The sequence below is a fragment of the Mesorhizobium sp. M0910 genome (assembly GCF_040319465.1).
Classification (GTDB): Bacteria; Pseudomonadota; Alphaproteobacteria; order Rhizobiales; family Rhizobiaceae; genus Mesorhizobium.
This window is the reverse complement of the sequence record NZ_JAMYNZ010000006.1, coordinates 282,961-302,362: the sequence shown is the minus strand read 5'-3', so window position 1 is coordinate 302,362 and position 19,402 is coordinate 282,961. Positions and strand designations below refer to the sequence as shown.

Sequence of the window (19,402 nt, the reverse complement as noted above, 5' to 3'; positions counted from 1 at the left end):
CCGCTATGCTTCGGGCCTCGCGCTCTACGGCGCCCCCCTCTGGCCTGCCGGCCGTCTCCCCCTCTAGGGGGGAGATTGGCAGCTCCGGCGTCCGCCCGCATCTTGCGGCGGTTGCGATTGGCTAAGGTGGGAACCAAAGTCGATCTCCCCCCTTGAGGGGGAGATGTCCGGCAGGACAGAGGGGGGCGCTGTCCCGCGAACCTGTCGGTCTTTATCGAAGAAAACATCCTCAATTCCCCTCGAACACCGGCTTTTCCTTGGCGACGAAAGCCTCGTACGCCCGTTCGAAATCGCGTGTCTGCATGCAGATCGCCTGCGCCTGCGCTTCCGATTCGATAGCCTGGTCAAGCCCCATCGACCATTCCTGATTCAGCTGCGTCTTGGTCATGCCGTGGGCGAAGGTCGGGCCGGAAACGACGCGCGCGGCCATGTCGAGCGCGTCGGCCTCTAGCGTTGCGGCATCGACCAGCCGGTTGTAGAAGCCCCAGCGCTCGCCTTCCTCGGCGCTCATCGTGCGGCCGGTATAGAGCAGCTCGGCGGCGCGGCCCTGGCCAATGATGCGCGGCAGGATCGCGCAGGCGCCCATGTCGCAGCCGGCAAGGCCGACGCGGGTGAACAGGAAAGCCGTTTTGGCCTGTGGCGTGGCGATGCGGATATCGGACGCCATGGCGATGATTGCGCCGGCGCCGACCGCCACGCCGTCGACCGCAGCAATAATCGGCTTGCCGCAATTCAGCATCGCCTTGACGAAATCGCCGGTCATGCGGGTGAAAGCGAGCAGCGCCTTCATGTCCATCTTGACCAGTGGGCCGATGATTTCGTGGACATCGCCGCCCGAGCAGAAATTGCCGCCATTGGGAAGGAACACCACCGCATCGACATCGTCGGCATAGACGAGATCGCGAAAAGTGTCGCGCAATTCGGCATAGCTGTCGAAGGTCAGCGGGTTCTTGCGCTCCGGCCGATCGAGCCGGATTTTTGCGATCTTGCCTTCGACCTGCCAGAGGAAATGCTTCGGCTTGCGGCCAGCCATCTTCGTCATTCCCGTCCCTCCCAATTGCTGCGGAAGGAGGTCAGCATGCCGGTCAGCCGGCGCGCCTCGTCCTCGCTCACATTGCCCAGCAACTCGCCGACCCATTTTTCATGCGCGGCGGCGATCACGGCGAAAGTCTTCGATCCCTCTTCCGTCAGCCGCACCATCGAAGTGCGGCGGTCGCCATTGCGTCGGGCCCGCATCACCAGCCCTTCCGAGACCAGCCGGTCGATGATGCCGGTGACATTGCCGTTGGACACCAGCAGGAAGCGCGAAAGATCGCTCATCAGCATGCCTTCCGGCGCGCGGTAGAGCGCGGCCATCACGTCGAAGCGTGGCAGCGTCGTGTTGAACTCTTGCCGCAGGCGTTCGCGCAGCTCGGCCTCGATGGTGCGCGAGGCGCGCAGCAGGCGAATCCACAGCCGCAGGCGGTCCTTGCCGGGTCCGGACGGGGCGGGTAGGGGACCGGCTACCATGTCTCACCTCCGGAGATCGAAATCGTCTGCCCGGTAATCGACCGGGCGGCGTCGCCACACAGATAAAGTACCGCGGCCGCAATTTCCTCCGGCTGGATGAAGCGGTCTTGCGGGTTGGTCGCTGCAAGGCTTGCCCGTGCCCGCTCGGACGAGCGGCCGGTCGCTTCGACGATGCGCTGGACGGCGCTCTCCAGCATCTCGGTTTCGACAAACCCTGGGCACACGGCATTCACTGTTATGCCGGACTTGGCGGTCTCGACGGCGAGTGCCCGCATCAGGCCGACGACGCCATGCTTGGCGGCAACGTAAGCTGAGACATAGGGATAGCCTTTCAGTCCGGCGGTGGAGGCGACGAAGATGATACGGCCAGTCTTGCGCCCTGCCATGCCGGCCAACGCCGGCTTCACCGTCAGGAACGCACCAGTCAAGTTGACGTCGAGCGTGCGCTGCCAGTCTGCCAGCGAGGTCCGCTGCGCCGGAGCACTGCCGGACATGCCGGCATTGGCAACGACGATGTCGAACGCTCCGCGTGCCGCTTCCGCGGCCTCGTAGAGCGACGCCATCGATGCCTCGTCGGTGACGTCGGCGGCAATGGCGAAGATGCGTTTGTTCTCGGCGGCGACCTCGGCAAGCGGCTCCACGCGCCGGCCGCAGATGGTCACGTTAATGCCCGCGCCGGCCAGCGCCAGCGCGATCGCGCGGCCGACGCCGGAGCCGCCGCCGGTGACCAGCGCATGACGCCCCGAAATCGTCGCCGTGGCACTCATACCTTCAACCCCGCTGCCGCTTCGCGCTCGGCCAGCCGGTAGAGCTGGTCGCGGCCGGGCAGATAGGGATCCGGCCATTTGACGCCGCGATCGCCAAGCGTGACGGCCGCGTGCAGCGTCCAGTACGGATCGGCAAGATGCGGCCTAGCCAGTGCGACGAGATCGGCGCGGCCCGCCATCAGGATCGAGTTGACGTGGTCCGGCTCATAGATATTGCCGACCGCCATCGTCGCCATGCCGACCTCGTTGCGGATGCGATCGGAAAACGGCGTCTGGAACATGCGGCCATAGACCGGTCTTGCCACGGCCGAAGTCTGGCCGGCCGATACGTCGCAGATGTCTACGCCGGCCTCATGCAGCAGCCGCGCGATCTCTACGGCATCGGCCGGCGTCACGCCTTCGATGCCCAGCCAGTCATTGGCGGAGATGCGCATCGAGATCGGCTTCTCGGCCGGCCACGCGGCGCGCACCGCATGAAAGATTTCCAAGGGATAGCGCATGCGGTTTTCCAGCGAGCCGCCATAGGAGTCGGTGCGCCGGTTGGTCAAGGGCGTGATGAAGGAGGACAGGAGATAGCCGTGCGCGGCGTGGATTTCGAGCATGTCGAAGCCGCAGCGCGCCGCCATCTCGGCCGAAGCGACAAACTGGTCGCGCACCATATCCATGTCGGCGCGGTCCATCGCCTTCGGCACCTGGTTTTCCGGCGACCACGGCACGGAAGAGGCTGCCATGACCGGCCAATTGTCTGAGGGCAGCGGCACGTCGGTTCCCTGCCAGCCGAGCCTGGTCGACCCCTTGGCACCGGAATGGCCGATCTGGGCGCAGATCTTGGCCTCGGTCTCGGCATGGACGAACTCGACCAGCCGCTTCCAGGCGACCTCATGCTCGGGCGCATAGAAACCGGGGCAGCCAGGCGTGATGCGGCCCTCCGCGCTGACGCAGGTCATCTCGATGTAGAGGAGACCGGCGCCGCCCTTGGCCCGTTCGGCGTAATGGGCGAAATGCCAGTCAGTCGGACAGCCGTCGACCGCTTTGTACTGCGCCATCGGCGAGACGACGACGCGGTTCTGCAGCGCCATGCCGCGCAGCCGGAACGGCGCGAACATCGGCGCGCGACGCAGATTGTTGCCGCCGGCGCCGGCCTGACGCTGGAACCATTCCTCGGCGCCGGCCAGCCATTCGGCATCGCGCAGCCGCAAATTCTCGTGACTGATGCGCTGCGAACGCGTCAAAAGCGAATAGTTGAACTGCACCGGATTGAGGCCGAGATAGCGCTCGACCTCTTCGAACCATTCGAGCGAATTGCGCGCCGCCGACTGCAGCTTCAGCACTTCGGTGCGGCGGGCGTCCTCATATTTGCGGAAGGCTGCTTCGAGGTCCGGTTCGGACTCGACATAGTCGGCCAGCGCCACCGCGCTTTCCAGCGCCAGCTTGGTGCCGGAACCGATCGAGAAATGCGCGCTCGCCGCCGCGTCGCCCATCAGCGCCAGGTTCTTGTAGGACCAGCGTTCGCACAAGACGCGCGGGAAATTGATCCACGCCGAGCCGCGGATATGATTGGCGTTGGTCATCAGCGCGTGGCCGCCGAGATGACGGGCAAAGATGCGCTCGCAGACGGCGATTGATTCCTGCTGCGACATCGCGCCGAAGCCGAAGCGCTGCCAGGTCTGCTCGCTGCATTCTACGATGAAGGTCGCGGTATCGCTGTCGAACTGGTAGGCATGCGCCCACACCCAACCATGCTCGGTTTTCTCGAAGATGAACGTGAAGGCGTCGTCGAATTTCTGGTGGGTGCCGAGCCAAACGAACTTGCATTTACGGATGTCGATATCGGGCTTGAACACGTCGACGAAGGTGCCCCGCGCTTTCGAGTTCAGCCCGTCGGCGGCGACAACCAGGTCGTGCGTCTCCATAAACGGCTTTGGATCGGCGATGTCGGTTTCGAAGACCAGCTTGACGCCGAGCTCGCGCGCCCGCCGTTGCAGCAGGGTGAGCAGCCGCTTGCGGCCGATGCCGCAAAAGCCATGACCGGTCGAGACCGTTCGCACGCGGTCATGGATGACGGCGATGTCGTCCCAATAGGCGAAATGCTTGCGGATCCAGACGGCGCTGACCGGGTCGTTTTTGGTCAGGTTCTCCAGCGTTTCGGCCGACAGCACGACGCCCCAGCCGAACGTATCATCGGCACGGTTGCGCTCGAATACCGTGACCTCATGCGCGGCATCCCTGAGCTTCAGCGAGATTGCAAAGTAGAGCCCGGCTGGTCCGCCACCGAGAACCGCAACTTTCATCGTGCGATCTCCTCTTCGCTTCTGTTTGTCGAGTTTACGCCTGAAGCAGATTAATTCAACCTTGAAGTTTCAGGATTGAAACAATCCGCCTCAGAAACCAAGCTTGCCGGCAGTCGGCTTGCGCTGGCCAGGGAAGCTCCGGGCTATTTCTCCGGGTTCTTCGGGCTCCACAGCACCGTCTCCGCATCTTTTTCATAGGCCATGCCATTGGGATAGCTGATCGCTTCCAACTGCAAGCCCCAGGGCGCCTGGAAGTAGAGGATAGTCTGGCCGGCGGCCGGGCCTTCGGTAACCGGCAGCGGCCCCATCCGCGTCTTGACGCCCTTGCCGTCAAGATAGGCTTTTGCGGCGGCGATGTCGTCGACATAGAAGGCGATGTGGAAGCCGCCTATGTCGCTGTTGCGAGGCGTCAGGTCCTTCTGGTCCGGCGCGGTGTATTTGAACAGCTCGATGTTCGACCCGTGTCCGCAGCGGACCAGGGTGATCTCCTCGATCACTGCCTTGGGATCGACGCCCAGCAGATCCTGCATGAACGTGCCCTTGTCGTCGGCGAACGGGCCGAACGACATCGCCTTCTTGCAGCCGACCACCTCGGTAAAAAACTCGACGGCCTGCTGCATGTCGGGGACGGTGACGCCGGTGTGGTCGTGGCCACGCATGCCGGGTATCGAATCAGCCGAGGCTGCTCCCATCGAGCCGGCCAGAGCGGCCGCAAGCATCGTGTTTCTGATTGCGTATTTCATTCCAGTTCTCCTCCGTTTCGCGAGCTGACTTGTCGGCGCACGTCCGAGGCCCGCTCTTCGGTGTGCGAGTAGGAATGTGTTCATGCCGGCGCCTTTGCGGCGGGAAGCAGCCAGGCGTCATCGATCTCGGGCAGCGGAATGGCGGCGAGGAGGTCGCGCGTGTAAGCCTGCTGCGGCTTCTCGAACAAAGTATCCGTCGCACTGGCTTCGACGATCGCGCCTTCGCGCATGACGATCACTTGCCGGCAGAGCCGCCGGATCACCGACAGGTCATGGCTGATGAAGGCAACGGTCAGGCCCATCTCGGCGGCGAGTTTTTCCAACAGCGTCAGGATCTGTGCCTGGGTCGACACGTCGAGGCCTGAGACGATTTCGTCGGCTAGCACGAATTTCGGCGACAGCGCCAGCGCGCGGGCAATGCCGACGCGCTGGCGCTGGCCGCCCGACAATTCATGACGATAGCGGCTGGCGAAGCCTTGCGGCAGGCCGACGCGCTGAAGCGCTTCAGCAACTCGGGCTTTCAGATTGTCGCCGAGGCCATTCTGTTTGAGTGGTGCGGCGATGATGCTGGCGATGGTGCGGCGTGGGTTAAGCGACGACATCGGGTCCTGGAAGATCATCTGCAGATTGCGGCGTACGGGCCGCAGCTCCGCCTCTGGCAGATGCGTGATGTCGCGGCCGTCGAAGCTGACGCTGCCGGCGCTGGGCTCCAGCAGACGCACCAGCGCGCGGCCGAGCGTCGATTTCCCCGACCCGGATTCGCCGACGATGCCGGTCACCGATCCCCTGGGCAGATCGAAGTCCAGGCCTTTCAGGATCTCGGCCAACGGAGCGCGGCCAAACAACGGCTTGCGCGTCATGTCGGGTAAGGCAACCTTCAGCCCGCGCACGGAAAACAGCGGCTCAGCCATGCGGGTGCCTCCAGGCCTGGTCGGCGGCGGCGATCTCCGCGGCTAGCCCGGCCAGTACCGCCTCGTCCACGGGTTTCAGCGAAGCGAGGGGATCGGTGTAGCGCGGCGTCGCGGCCATCAGCGCCCGCGTATAGGGGTGCTGCGGGGCAGCGAAGAGAGCAGCCGTCTCGGCCTCCTCCACCACCTTGCCGGCGTAGAGCACTGAAACTTTCTGGCTGATCTTGGCGACGACGCCGAGATCGTGGGTAACGAACAGGATCGCCGTGCCATGCTCGCGCTGCAACGCAGCGATCAAGCGCAGGATCTGTTTCTGTACGGTGACGTCGAGCGCCGTCGTCGGCTCGTCGGCGACGATCAGCCTTGGCTCGGCGGCGAAGGCGGCGGCGATCAGCACGCGCTGGCGCATGCCGCCGGACAGCTCGTGCGGATAGCATTTGAGGACACGCTCGGGGTCGCGGATCTGCACCTCGTCCAGCAATTGGCGGATGCGTGTATCGGCCTTCTCACCGCTCCAGGCGAGGATGCGCACCAGCCGGTCGGTCATCTGTGGGCCGATTCGCCGTGACGGATTGAGCGCGGTCAGCGGGTCCTGCGGGATCAGCGCGGTGCGCGCGCCGATCAGCGTGCGCCTTGCCTTCGGCTGAAGCTTGCCGAGGTCCTCGCCCTCGAGCAGCATGTCGCCTTCGACAATGCGCACGCTGGGTGGCAGCACGCCGAGCACCGCCTTGCCGATCATCGTCTTGCCGGCGCCGCTCTCGCCGACCAGCGCGCGGACCTCGCCGGGTTGAACGGAAAGCGATACCGAGCGCAACACGCGCAAGCCATTAGGCAGCACCGCGCTAAGGTCGCGTATGTCGAGGCAGGATTTCGCCAGCGCGTTCATCGCAGCACCGGATCGAAACGTGCCCTGAGACCTTCGCCGAACTGGCCGAACGACAGCACCGTAAGGATCAGGGTGACCAGCGGGAACACCAGCACCCACCAGGCCTGATGGACCGACAAGCGACCCTCTGCGATGATGCCGCCCCAGGTCGGGTCGTCGGTCGAGATCGACAGATTGACGAAGGACAGGATCGCCTCAACGATGACGGCAATGCCCATCTCCAGCGACAGCAGCGCCACGATCGACGGCACCACATTGGGCAGCACTTCGCGCAGCATGATGCCGATGCGGCCGTAACCGGCGATGCGGGCGTTCTCGACATAGTCCATGCGCGACTGGCCCATCGTCTCGGCGCGGATCACCCGGCAGAAGCGCGTCCAGTCGATGACGGCAATGGCAATGATAACCGAGCTCAAGCCGGTGCCGAGCACTGCGACCAGAAGGATGGCAAACAGCACCGGGGGAAACGCCATCCAGACATCGACGATACGCGAGATGATGCGGTCGGCCCAGCCGCCGAAATAGCCGGCGATCAGCCCCAGCGTCGAGCCGACCAGGCAGGCGGCAAGGGCTGCCGCGAAGGCGACGATGAAGGCGATGCGGGCACCGAAGATCAGCCGTGACAGAAGATCGCGGCCGAGGCTGTCGGTGCCGAGCCAGTAGCCGGGCTCAGCATCGCTCAGCCAGAACGGCGGCAGCCGCTCCAGCATCAAATCCTGCGCCAGTGGGTCCTGCGGCGCGACCAACGGCGCAAAAATCGCGGCCAGCAGCGCAATCAGCAGCCAACCGCCGGCCAGCCACAGGCGTGCCCGCGAGCCATGTCTTGAAATGCGGGCCTCATCCACGGCGCAGCCTCGGATTAAGCAGCGCATATATCATGTCCACGCTGAGGTTGATCAGCACGAACAACAGCGCGAACACCAGCACGATGCCCTGGATCAGCGGCAGGTCGCGGTTGATGACGGCATCGATCGCCATGTTGCCGAGACCCTCATAGGAAAATAGCCGCTCGACGATGACCGTGCCGCCGATCAGGAAGGTGAACTGCACGCCGACCAGAGTGAGCGTCGGCAGGGCGGCGTTCTTCAACGCCTCGCGCAGGATGACCTGCGTTTCCGAAAAGCCCTTTACCCGCGCCAACACGACATAGTCGAGGTCGAGCACTTCCTTCAACGACTGTTTCAGCAGCTGCGAGATGATTGCGGCGAGTGGCAGCGCCAAAGCCACGGCCGGCATCAGCATATGCGCCAGCAGGTCCTTGGTCAGGTCGAAGCGCAGCCGCACGATGCTCTCGAACAAATAGAACTGCGTGACGAAGGGCAGATCGAGCTGCGGCGACACCCGGCCGGAAATGTCGAAAACCGGCACCAGCACGCCGAACAGAAGGATCAGCACCAAACCCCACAGGAAATCGGGAATCGAGAGCGCCGCACCGCTGGCGATGTCGATGCCAGCCTCGACTGCGGTGCCGCGTTCGCGCGCGCCGAGGATCGCCGTCGTGCCGCCGATTGCCAGCGCCATCAAGAGCGCGACGATCGCGAGTTCCAGCGTCGCCGGCAGGCGGTTGAGGACCAGGCCCAGAACATCCTGCCGGAGCGAAATCGAGGTGCCGAAATCGCCCCTGACGACACCTGCCAGCCAGATGAAAAATTGCTGGACGATGGTCTTGTCCAGCCCGTAAAGCGCGCGCAGACGCGCGATGTCGGCATCGGTTGCACCGGGCGGCAGCATCATCGCGATCGGATCGCCTGGCGCGACACGGATGACGACGAAGACGACGACGGCCACGCCGAACAGCGTGATCGCCATCGTCAGAAGACGGATCAGGAATCTTTGCAGCAGCATGGTCGCCCGTGACAGAAAATGCGCGCCGTCATTCCGGACGGCGCGCGGCAAGCCGAAGACTGTCTCAGGCCGGGCTCATCAGCGCCGGCAACAGCGCGCCCGACACATGCTGCACGACATTGACGCCCTTGGCATGCACGATCGGCTGCGCATACTGGATCAGCGGCAGGACATAGGCCTGCTCGGCAATGTACTTGTCGACGGCCTTCCAGCCGGCAATGCGCTTGGCCTCGTCCTTCTCGCCCCACAGCGGGTTGATCATGTCGATCAGATCCTGACTGTCCCACACCGAATGCGGGCTCGGGCCATACATGGCAAAGCCGGTCGAGGTGGTCGGGTCGCCGATGGCGTTGCCCCAATTGTAGAAGGCGGCCGGCGCCAGCTTGTCGGCGGCGCGCAACTCATAGTGCTTGGCGATCTCGTAGACCTCGATCGTCGCCTCGATGCCGACCTTGCGCCACATGCCTACGATCGCCTGGATCATCTCGTAGTCCTTGGGCTTGAAGCCCTTGGTCGTCTGTATCGTGAACTTGACCGGCTTTTCCGGCGAATAGCCGGAGGCGGCCAGCAATTCCTTGGCCTTTTCCGGGTTATGCTCGGCTTTGATCGACGCATCGTAGGCGGCGTATTCCGGCGTCTCCAGCGTATCGATGGGCTGGCCGTAACCGCGCAGCAGCCGGTCGACCAAAAGCTTTTTATCGACCGCCATCACCGCTGCCTGGCGCACGTTCTTGTCCAGCATCACGTCGATGTCGTTGAAGAAGATCATGCCGATGTCGGAAACATTCTTGCATGAGCCGGTAAGTCCGTCCTTGGCGATCAGGCGGTCATATTCCTCATAGGGGATTTCGAGAGTCACCTGCGAGGAGCCGGACTCGATCTCGGCGACGCGGCTCGCCGCATCGGTGACGAACTTGATGGTTACGTTTTCGAAGGCCGGCTTGCCGCCCCAGTAGTTCGGGTTGGCCTTGAGCCGCAGGAAGGCGTTGCGCTCGAATTTGTCGACCATATAGGGCCCGGTGCCGATCGGGGCTTTCTCAAAACCCTCGGCGCCGACCTTTTCGTAATAGGCCTTCGGCATGATGTAGCCGGTGAGGAACGACATCCATTTGAAATACACCGGGTCGAATTGCACGACGTCGCCGGTGATCTTGTTGCCGTCGATCTTGAAGTTGTTGACGTTCTTCCAGACGAATTGGATCGGGTTGCCGGTCTTTTCATCGCCCGCCCGCTGCAGCGACCAGACCACGTCTTCGGCCGTGAATGGCGAACCGTCATGCCAGGTGACGCCCTCGCGCACCGTCATCATGATCTTGCTGCGATCCTCGTTCCAGCCCCATTCGGTGAGCAGGCCGGGCGCGAAAGAAAGATCCGGCTTCTGCGGGATGAACTGGTCGAACACCGATTGGTAGAGACCCTGGATGGTCGGGTTGACCGCCGAAGGCCCGGTGGTCGGGTCCCAGGACGGTAGGTTGACGTTGTAGGCGATAGTCAGTTCGCCGGCAGCCTTGGCGATTTGCGGCAGGCCGAGCGCCGTGGCGCCAAGTGCGGCCGCGCCGTATCCGAGCAATTCTCGTCTGTTGATTGTCATGGTCGTTCCCCTGTTGCTTTTATGCGCGGTGTCGTTGTCAATCGGTGGGTTCAGGCTCCTTGGGCAACCGCGCCTTGTCCTCCTTCACCCTGGATGAAAAATGGAGCCTACCTCCCGCCAAGTTGTTGTGCGAGCATGAAGCCCGACGCCGCCCCGGTGCCGGCGCCCGGCCATGTTGCCGCCCCGGTCAGGTGCAGATTGCCGATCGGCGTGTTCCAGCCGGCGTAACCGCGCGCCGGCCGGAACAGGAAATTCTGCGCCAGATGATGGCTGCCGCAGACCTGGTCGCCGCCGACCAGGTTGGGATTCTCGCGTTCGAGGTCGATGGGCGAGAACACGGCGCGGCCGAGGATCTTCCGGCGAAGGCCGGGCGCATAGCGCTCGATAATGTCGAGGACGCGCTCGGCGTAGTGCTCCCTAGCCTCGTCCCAGTGGGCCGGCGCGATCATGCCCGCCGCATCGCCCACAATCTCGGCCGGCAGCATGCGCACCTGAACCCAGAGCACATGCTTGCCGTCCGGCGCGCGCGACGGATCGACCGCCGTCGGCTGGCCGACGACCAGCACCGGCTCGTCCGGCAGCATGCCTGCCATCGCCTGCTGATAGGTTCGCGACATGGCGTCGAGCGAAGGCGAGAGATGCACATAGGCGAACTGCCGAAGCTCGGCGCCGGCGCGCCAGTCCGGCAAATCGTCGAGTGCCAGATGGATCATCATCGTGCCCGGCGCGTGGCGGAATTTTTTCATGGCCGTGTCGAAGCCGGCGTCGCCCGATCCATTGGGCAACAGTTTCCCGGTCAGCGCCTTGGGTGCGACACCGGCGATGACGGCCCTGGTGGCGGTGTGAGTCTCGCCGGAAGCGAGCCGCACGCCGGTCGCCTTGCCGGCCGAAACCGTGATCTCGGCAACATCAGCCCCAGTGACGATCTTGCCGCCGGCGGCCGTGAGCATGCCCGACAAAGCGCGGATGATCGTGTCGGCGCCGCCTCTGCCGAGCAGCATGCCGAAGCACTGGTTGGCCATGGATTCGAGGTAAGGAAATACCGCGCCGCCAGCGATGTCAGGCGCGAAATCGAGATGCATGCCCCAGGTGGCCAGCGTCGCCCTGACATGCGGTGACTCGAAAGTCTGCTCGAGCCACGCGCGGGGTGAGGAAAGCAGTAATCGGCCGGTATCGAGCGCGCCGCCAATACCCTTCTTGCGCCAGAGCTTCCAGGCCGTGCCGGCGAGCGCACGCCCACTCATCGGCGAGCCCAGCAGCCGGAACAGATGCTCGGCCTCCGCCGGGAATGCCGCAACCAGACGGCGCCATGTGGCTGCGTCGGTCGCGGAGAAGGCGGCCATCCGTCCAGTGGTCTTCTCCAGGTCGCTGCTGACGCCGAACCAGCGACCGTCGGGGAAGGCGCTGGCAAAACAGTCGGCCACCGGCACGAATTCCAGCCCGTAGGTTTTCAATTCATTTGCATATTTCTTGTGAAAGGCCGAGCCGGCGAACAGGCCCAGATTCATTGCGCCGAAATCGTGCCGGAAGCCTGGAAGCGTGAATTCGCGCGTCTGGATGGCGCCGCCGATCATTGGATTGCGTTCGAAAACCGCTGTTTTCCAGCCTTTGAGCGCCAGATGCGCGGCGCATGCCAGACTGTTGTGGCCTGCCCCGACAAATATGGCGTCGAACTCGCTCACGCCCCGTCCCATTTCCTTTATGCTTAAAGATAATTGCAGATGCATATGTTTTCGTCTAGTAGGATATTAAGGGCCGCGAGAGCCTTCAGAACCATCGAGAAAGAGGGAACAGAGACCATGGACACACAACAACTCCTCGGCGACGTCGCCGGCCAGCTTCTTTCAGGCGCCATCCAGGTGGTCGACCTGACGGCGCCGCTCGGGCCCAACACGCCGCTGATTAAGCTGCCGCCGGAGCTGGCGGTGGACACGCCGAAGGTCGAGATCCACGCCATCTCCCACTATGACAAGAACGGTCCGTGGTGGGCCTGGAACTGGCTGAAGCTCGGCGAACACTCGGGCACGCATTTCGACGCGCCGCAGCACTGGATCACCGGCAAGGATTATCCGGACGGTGCCACCGACACCATTCCGGTTCAGAATTTCGTCGGCCCGGTCAATGTCATCGACTGCTCGAAGCAAGCCGCCGCCGATCACGACTTCCTGCTCACCGTCGACCACATCAAGGCCTGGGAAGCCAAACATGGCGCTATCAACGCGGGCGAATGGGTGGTGATGCGCACCGACTGGTACAAGCGCAACGGCTCGGAAGCCGAGTTCCTCAACGCCAATGAGACCGGACCGCACACGCCCGGACCGACGGCCGAGGCCATCCAGTATCTGATCAGCAAGGACATCAAGGGCTGGGGCAGCGAGACGATCGGCACGGATGCTGGCAAAGCAGGGGGAATGGAGCCGCCATTCCCGGCGCACAGCCTGATGCACAAGGCCAACCGCTATGGGCTCGCCAGCCTGTGCAATCTCGACCGGCTGCCGCCGAAGGGCGCGATCCTGATCGCCGCACCGCTCAAAATCGAGCACGGCACCGGCAGCCCGATCCGCGCACTGGCGCTTGTGCCGAGACAATAGGGCAACTGGCGGTCTTCGGGAGAAGATCATGCTTGCAGGCAATGCTGTGGTGACGAGTTGGGAGCGGCAGTCTTGCAAGGCTGCTCTACGGCGCCCTCCCCTGTCCTGCCGGACATCTCCCCCACTTAGGGGGAGATTGGCAGTTTCGGTGCCCCGCTCATTCCTGCGACGTTGGAGAGTGGCGAAGGCCGCGGTGACAGCCGATCTCCCGCCAAGTGCGGGAGATGTCCGGCAGGACAGAGGGGGGCGCGAAGAAACGCCAATCCACACAAATGAATTCCACCTTCCGCTCACCCGGAGCAACCCTCGATGAGCGATATCGATCACATCATCGTCGGTAGCGGCATCAACGCGTTGGTTTGCGCGGCGATGCTTGGCGGCAAGGGGGCGAAGGTGCTGGTGCTCGAGCGCAACGACCGCATCGGCGGCTGCATGCGCACCGAAGAAATCACCGCGCCCGGCTTCATCCACGACGTGATGGCGACGACCTTTGTCCTGTTCATCACCTCGCCGGCCTATGCGGCGCTGGGCAAGGATCTGGCGCGGCACGGCCTGGAGTTTTGCAACACCTCCACGCCGACCGGTGTGCTGCGCCCGGACGGCAGCCATGCCGTCCTGCGCACCGATCGTATCGCCAATGTAGCGGCGATCAATGCGCTTGCCGCGGGCGACGGCGACCGGCACGCAAACGATGTCGGCGAGATCGAACGCAATGCTGGCCTGCTGTTCGGTCTGCTCGGCGGCAGCCTGTGGTCTTACCCGACGGCAAAGCTGCTCGCGGGCGAAGCCTGGCGGCGCGGCCCGCGTGGCCTTGCCGCCTTTCTCGGCAGCGCGCTGGTGCCAGCGCGCGGTTGGTTGGAAAGCACCTACCAGTCGGAAACCATGCGCGCGCTGTGGGCGCCCTGGGTGCTGCATGCCGGCCTTGGGCCTGAGGACGCGTTCTCCGGCCAGATCGCCAAGGTCATCGCCTTCGCGCTTGAGGCGGCCGGCGCGCCGATTGTCAAGGGCGGCGCCAGGAATCTGCTGTCTGCCTTCGAAGCCCTGATCAGGGAACGTGGCGGCGAAATCCGCACCGGCGCCGACGTGGCGGCTATTGTCCAAGGCGGAGGCCGCGCCGCCGGCGTGCGGCTGGCTTCGGGCGAAACGATCAGCGTGAACCAGAGCGTCATCTGCTCGGTCACGCCGACCCAGCTTTACGGGCGGCTGCTCGGCGGCGCGGTTTCAAAAGCCGACGTCGAGGCAGCGCAAAAATACCGCTACGGCAAGGGCAATTTCCAGATCCACTATGCCTTGGACAAGCCGCCGGCATGGCGCAGCGAGGGCCTGGACAAGGTCGCGCTGCTGCATCTGACACCGGGGCTCGACGGCGTGTCGAAGGCCTGCAACGAGGCCGTGCGCGGCCTGCTGCCGGAGGTGCCGACCATCTGCGTCGGCCAGCCGCACGCGCTCGACCCGTCGCGCTGCCCGGACGGCAAGGCGATCCTGTGGCTGCAACTGCCCGAGGCGCCACGCCATATCAAGGGCGATGCCGCCGGCAAACTGCAAACACCGGCAGACGGTCGCTGGACCGAGGCGCTGCGCGAAGCCTACGCCGACCGTGCCGAAGCGATCCTCGCCAGCCATATCGATGGGTTCAAGAACAGCGTCATCGCGCGCCGCGCCTGTTCGCCGGCTGACCTGGAAGCGATGAACATCAATCTGGTCGGCGGCGACCCCTATGGCGGTTCCTCGACCATCGACCAGTCGTTTCTGTGGCGGCCGCTCAAGACGAGCCGCAATCACGAAACCGGGGTCAGGGGTCTCTACCACATCGGCGCCTCGACCCATCCGGGTGCGGGCTTGGGCGGCGGCTCCGGCTTTCTCCTGGCGGGGAGGCTGTGATGGAACAGAAGGTTGAAAAACGCCAGCGCATCTCGACTTTGGGCCAGATCGGCCTGCAGCAGTTCGCGCCCTATCTGATGAACCGCATCATGGGCCGCTACAACGCCACGCTGCGCGACAATTTCCGCAAGCAAGGCCTGACCATTCCGCAGGTGCGCACGCTCGCCGTGTTGTCGGTCACCGATGGCGTCACCGTCAACGATCTCTCGGTCTATACCGTCATCGAGCAGTCGACCTTGAGCCGCACGCTCGACACGCTGGAGGGGCAAGGGTTTGTTCGGCGCGAGCAGGGGGTCACCGACAGCCGTATCCGCCATGTGTTCCTGACCGACGATGGCCGCGCCGAGTTCGCGCGCGCCTGGCCGGCCATGCACGATGCTTTCGAGGCAATGTTCGACGATGTCGACGATGCCGAATACGCGGCGCTGATCGCGACATTGCAGAAGATGCTGAAGAACATTCACAAGCACGACATCTAAGCTTACGCGCCGCCGGATCCCGGCGGCAACGGAAGGAGTCCAAAATGGCCGAACGGTCTTTTGCCAAGGAAGTCGAAAAGCTCAGGCTCGGCGCCGGCGAGGAGTTTTCCGGCGAAGGCATTCTCGCCATCACCAAGGCGCTGCTGCAATGCGGCGTCGGCTATGTCGGCGGCTATCAGGGTGCACCGATCAGCCATTTGATGGACGTGCTGGCCGACGCGCAGGATATTCTGGGCGAGCTCGGCGTGCATTTCGAGGCGAGCGCCTCGGAAGCCACCGCCACCGCCATGCTGGCGGCATCGGTGCACTATCCGATCCGTGGCGCGGCCACCTTCAAGTCTACGGTCGGCACCAATGTCGCCTCCGACGCGCTCGCCAATCTCGCTTCCGGCGGCGTCACCGGCGGTGCATTGATCATCGTCGGCGAGGATTACGGCGAAGGCTCCTCGATCATGCAGGAGCGCAGCCACGCCTTCGCCATGAAGAGTCAGGTCTGGCTGCTCGACCCGCGCCCGAACCTGCCGTCGATCGTCAAGACGGTGGAGGACGGCTTCGAGCTGTCCGAGGTTTCCAACACGCCGGTCATGCTGCAGGTCCGCATTCGCTGCTGCCATGTCCACGGCCATTTCATCGCCAAGGACAACAAGCGCCCGGCGATGACGGTGGCCGATGCGCTCGAGGCGCCGCGCCGCGACACCGGCCGCATCGTGCTGCCGCCCGCGTCCTTCCTGCACGAGAAAGAAAAGGTGCAGAAACGCTGGCCGGCGGCGGTCGATTTCATCCGTACCAATAAGATCAACGAGTTTTTCGGCCCGGAGCACGGCTCGGTCGGCATCGTCATGCAGGGCGGCATGTACAATTCGGTCATCCGGGCGCTGCAGCGGCTCGGCCTCGCCGACACCTATGGCGACACCGACGTGCCGCTCTATGTGCTGAACGCCGTCTACCCGCTGGTCGATGACGAATTCCTGTCCTTCTGCGAAGGCAAGGACGCCGTGCTCGTCGTCGAGGAAGGCCAGCCCAACTACATCGAACAGGCCTTTGCCGCGATGCTGCACAAGGCCGGCCGCGGCACCAAGCTCGTTGGCAAGGAACATCTGCCTATGGCCGGCGAATATACCGGCCAGGTGATGCTCGACGGCATCGGATCGTTCCTGCGTGCCACCATCCCGCATCTGCTGCCAAGCGAGGTCCGCGCGCCCAACAAGATCGGCGACGGGCTCGACACCGCCGACCTGATCAACGTCGTCCCGGGCCGGCCGCCCGGCTTCTGCGTCGGCTGCCCGGAGCGGCCGATCTTCGCCGCCACCAAGCTGGTCGAGCAGGAGCTGGGCAAGCACCACATCGCCTCCGACATCGGCTGTCATTTGTTCTCGATCATGCCGCCTTTCGAGCTCGGTGCCACCACCATGGGCTACGGGCTGGGGCCGGCCTCGGCCTCGGCGTTCAACTCGCCCGATGCCAAGCGCCGCTCGATCTCCTTCGTCGGCGACGGCGGCTTCTGGCACAACGGCCTGACGTCCTCGATCGGCAATGCCGTGTTCAACAAGAACGATGGCGTCATCGTCATCGTCGATAATTTCTATTCGGCGGCGACGGGAGGGCAGGATATCCTTTCCTCCCGCGCCGGCAACAAGACGAAGTCGACCAAGCATCCGATCACCGAGGCGGTGAAAGGCATGGGCGTCAAATGGCTGCGCCACATCGACCGCACCTATGATGTGACCAGGATGCAGGACACGCTGCGCGAGGCGCTGACGACGGACGAGAAGGGCCCGAAAGTCATCGTCGCCTCGTCCGAATGCATGCTCAACCGCCAGCGTCGCGAGAAGCCTTTGGTCGACAAGGCGATCAAGGGCGGTGAGCGGGTCGTCAAGCCGAAATTCGGCGTCGACGAGGACATCTGCACCGGCGACCATGCCTGCATGCGGCTCTCCGGCTGTCCGTCGCTGTCGGTGAAGTCGCTCGATGACCCGCTGCGCGACGATCCGGTGGCGCATATCGACCAGAGCTGCGTCGGCTGCGGCAATTGCGGCGAGGTTGCCGATGCGGCGGTGCTGTGCCCATCCTTCTACCGCGCCGACGTGGTGCATAATCCAAGCCGCTGGGACCGTTTGCTTGAAGCCGCGCGGCGCGCCACGATCCGCCTCTTGCAGCGCCGCCGCGAAAGCCGGCGGCTGATATTCGCCGATGCTTGACGCTGTCCCATCAACCCGTTCCAAGGCCGGCGCGCTGGACGACGGGCGCATCATAAAGCTTGCCGTGCTGGCGGTTGGCGGCCAGGGCGGCGGCGTTTTGGCCGACTGGATCACCGACGTCGCCGAGCGCAACGGCTACGTCGCCCAATCGACCTCGGTTGCCGGCGTCGCCCAGCGCACCGGCGCCACCATCTACTATGTCGAAATGTGCCGCGACACCGGCCGGCTGCCGGTCTTCGCGCTGTCGCCGTCGCAGGGCGACGTCGATATATTGATCGCCGCCGAACTGATGGAAGCCGGCCGCGCCATCATCCGCGGGTTCGTCACGCCGGAGCGCACCACGCTGATCGCCTCGTCGCACCGCATCGCAGCGGTCTCCGAGAAGATCGAACCCGGCGACGGCCGCGCATCGTCCTCGAAGGTGCACGCCACGGCTGAAGCCGCGGCCAAGCGCTTCATCGCCTTCGACATGGAGAAGATCGCCGTCGATAACGGCTCGATGATCTCGGCCAGCCTGCTCGGCGCGCTGGCCGGGTCCGATGCCTTGCCGTTCACACGCGAGAGCTATGAGCAGGCCATCGGCGCCGGCGGCCGCGGCGTCAAGGCAAGCCTCGCCGCCTTCGCCGCCGCCTACGATCGGGCGCGCGCCATCGCGAGTGCGCCTTCGGGCGACAAGACTGCACAGCCGGCGGCCGCTGAAACCCGCTCGGCCGCGGCGACAAATGTCAGCGGGCCGGAAAGCCTGTTGAAGGGCTGGCAACAACTGGCGGCGCGCGTCGCTGCTTTGCCTTTACCCGTGCACGACATGGCGCTTCGCGGCCTGAAAAAAGTCGTCGACTACCAGGACGTCGCCTATGGCGGCGAGTATCTCGACCGGCTCGACCGGGCGGTCGTCCTGGACAATGCCGAACATGACTACGTGCTGTCGATCGCCGCGGCCAAGCATCTGGCCAACGCCATGTGCTACGACGACATGATCCGCGTCGCCGATCTGAAGACACGCTCGACGCGCGACCAGCGCGTACGCCGCGAAGTCGGTGTCAAGCAAGGCTCAGTCCTGCAGGTGACCGAATATTTCCATCCGCGCATCGAGGAATTCTGCGGCACGCTGCCGGCCGGGCTCGGCAGCTACATCGAGGACCGGCCGAAGCTCGCCGCCTTTCTCGACCGCCGCATCAATCGCGGCCGCCACATCCGCACCGACAGTTTCGCCGGCTTTGCCGCTTTGTGGTTCATCGGCGGCTTGCGCCGCTGGCGCCGCCGCCTGCTGCGTCACAAGGTCGAGACCGCGCATCTCGATCGCTGGTATGCGCTGGCGCTGGGCCAAGTCGGCCAAGACTACGCGCTTGGTACGGAGATCCTCAACTGCCGCCGGCTGATCAAGGGTTACAGCGACACCCACGCCCGCGCGCAGTCGAAATTCGACCGGGTGCTGTCGGCGCTCGACCTGGTCAAGGGCCGCCCGGACGCCGCCGACTGGATCCGGCGCCTGCGCGAAGCGGCGCTGAAGGACGAGAAGGGCGACATGCTCGACGGCGCGCTGAAGACCGTGGCGTCGCTGGGCGACAATCCGGTGAGGTGAGGCGCTCCTTCGACCCGGCTGCAACTCAGTCTGTCGTCCATGTCGCCTTCGACGCGGCAGTCTACGAAGGGCACCCTGGAAATCCGGACTGCCCGACGTGTCGGTTACGGACATGGATTTCGCTTATTTGG

General features: G+C 64.4%; 16 protein-coding genes. 5 read left to right on the top strand and 11 right to left on the bottom strand.

The genetic code is table 11. From position 1 onward, the window contains the following. Positions 1 to 229: 229 nt before the first annotated feature. From NKH78_RS17470 to NKH78_RS17420, 11 genes are all read right to left on the bottom strand, one after another. Positions 230 to 1,042 carry an enoyl-CoA hydratase family protein gene (locus NKH78_RS17470; RefSeq protein ID WP_352476021.1) on the bottom strand — a complete coding sequence of 271 codons (813 nt, stop codon included), beginning with the start codon at positions 1,040 to 1,042 and terminating at the stop codon, positions 230 to 232. Next, entirely contained in the window at positions 1,039 to 1,509 is a 471-nt protein-coding gene (locus NKH78_RS17465; protein WP_254816232.1) for a MarR family winged helix-turn-helix transcriptional regulator, read from the bottom strand. Before NKH78_RS17465 ends, NKH78_RS17470 begins: the two co-directional genes overlap by 4 nt. Then, a complete protein-coding gene (locus tag NKH78_RS17460) occupies positions 1,503 to 2,276 on the bottom strand; it encodes an SDR family NAD(P)-dependent oxidoreductase (RefSeq protein ID WP_352739388.1) in 774 nt (257 codons plus the stop codon). The genes NKH78_RS17465 and NKH78_RS17460 overlap by 7 nt, the downstream gene beginning before the upstream one ends. Then, entirely contained in the window at positions 2,273 to 4,567 is a 2,295-nt protein-coding gene (locus tag NKH78_RS17455) for a bifunctional salicylyl-CoA 5-hydroxylase/oxidoreductase (RefSeq protein ID WP_352739390.1), read from the bottom strand. The genes NKH78_RS17460 and NKH78_RS17455 overlap by 4 nt, the downstream gene beginning before the upstream one ends. A gap of 143 nt (positions 4,568 to 4,710) precedes the next feature. After that, complete coding sequence (locus tag NKH78_RS17450) at positions 4,711 to 5,310, bottom strand: VOC family protein (protein WP_254816229.1); 600 nt, start codon at positions 5,308 to 5,310, stop codon at positions 4,711 to 4,713. Positions 5,311 to 5,390: 80 nt separating this feature from the next. After that, positions 5,391 to 6,221 carry an ATP-binding cassette domain-containing protein gene (locus tag NKH78_RS17445; protein ID WP_352476018.1) on the bottom strand — a complete coding sequence of 277 codons (831 nt, stop codon included), beginning with the start codon at positions 6,219 to 6,221 and terminating at the stop codon, positions 5,391 to 5,393. Beyond that, complete coding sequence (locus NKH78_RS17440) at positions 6,214 to 7,104, bottom strand: ABC transporter ATP-binding protein (protein ID WP_352739394.1); 891 nt, start codon at positions 7,102 to 7,104, stop codon at positions 6,214 to 6,216. Before NKH78_RS17440 ends, NKH78_RS17445 begins: the two co-directional genes overlap by 8 nt. Then, a complete protein-coding gene (locus NKH78_RS17435; protein ID WP_352739395.1) occupies positions 7,101 to 7,949 on the bottom strand; it encodes an ABC transporter permease in 849 nt (282 codons plus the stop codon). Before NKH78_RS17435 ends, NKH78_RS17440 begins: the two co-directional genes overlap by 4 nt. Continuing rightward, complete coding sequence (locus NKH78_RS17430) at positions 7,942 to 8,949, bottom strand: ABC transporter permease (RefSeq protein ID WP_352506097.1); 1,008 nt, start codon at positions 8,947 to 8,949, stop codon at positions 7,942 to 7,944. Before NKH78_RS17430 ends, NKH78_RS17435 begins: the two co-directional genes overlap by 8 nt. A 64-nt stretch (positions 8,950 to 9,013) precedes the next feature. Further along, entirely contained in the window at positions 9,014 to 10,540 is a 1,527-nt protein-coding gene (locus NKH78_RS17425) for an ABC transporter substrate-binding protein (protein WP_352476014.1), read from the bottom strand. Positions 10,541 to 10,647: 107 nt separating this feature from the next. Further along, positions 10,648 to 12,222 (bottom strand): phytoene desaturase family protein, encoded by a 1,575-nt coding sequence (locus tag NKH78_RS17420; RefSeq protein WP_352777905.1) that lies wholly within the window; start codon positions 12,220 to 12,222, stop codon positions 10,648 to 10,650. Positions 12,223 to 12,339: 117 nt separating this feature from the next. On the opposite strand from NKH78_RS17420, the gene NKH78_RS17415 reads away from it, so the two are divergent. From NKH78_RS17415 to NKH78_RS17395, 5 genes are all read left to right on the top strand, one after another. Further along, positions 12,340 to 13,131 carry a cyclase family protein gene (locus NKH78_RS17415; RefSeq protein WP_352506100.1) on the top strand — a complete coding sequence of 264 codons (792 nt, stop codon included), beginning with the start codon at positions 12,340 to 12,342 and terminating at the stop codon, positions 13,129 to 13,131. A gap of 309 nt (positions 13,132 to 13,440) precedes the next feature. After that, entirely contained in the window at positions 13,441 to 15,012 is a 1,572-nt protein-coding gene (locus NKH78_RS17410; RefSeq protein ID WP_352739399.1) for a phytoene desaturase family protein, read from the top strand. Continuing rightward, complete coding sequence (locus tag NKH78_RS17405; RefSeq protein WP_352739401.1) at positions 15,012 to 15,491, top strand: MarR family winged helix-turn-helix transcriptional regulator; 480 nt, start codon at positions 15,012 to 15,014, stop codon at positions 15,489 to 15,491. Before NKH78_RS17410 ends, NKH78_RS17405 begins: the two co-directional genes overlap by 1 nt. A gap of 44 nt (positions 15,492 to 15,535) precedes the next feature. Then, positions 15,536 to 17,689: a thiamine pyrophosphate-dependent enzyme gene (locus tag NKH78_RS17400; RefSeq protein ID WP_352739403.1), complete on the top strand. Its 2,154-nt coding sequence runs from the start codon at positions 15,536 to 15,538 to the stop codon at positions 17,687 to 17,689. After that, positions 17,682 to 19,271 (top strand): indolepyruvate oxidoreductase subunit beta family protein, encoded by a 1,590-nt coding sequence (locus tag NKH78_RS17395; protein ID WP_352739405.1) that lies wholly within the window; start codon positions 17,682 to 17,684, stop codon positions 19,269 to 19,271. The genes NKH78_RS17400 and NKH78_RS17395 overlap by 8 nt, the downstream gene beginning before the upstream one ends. Positions 19,272 to 19,402 lie beyond the last annotated feature (131 nt).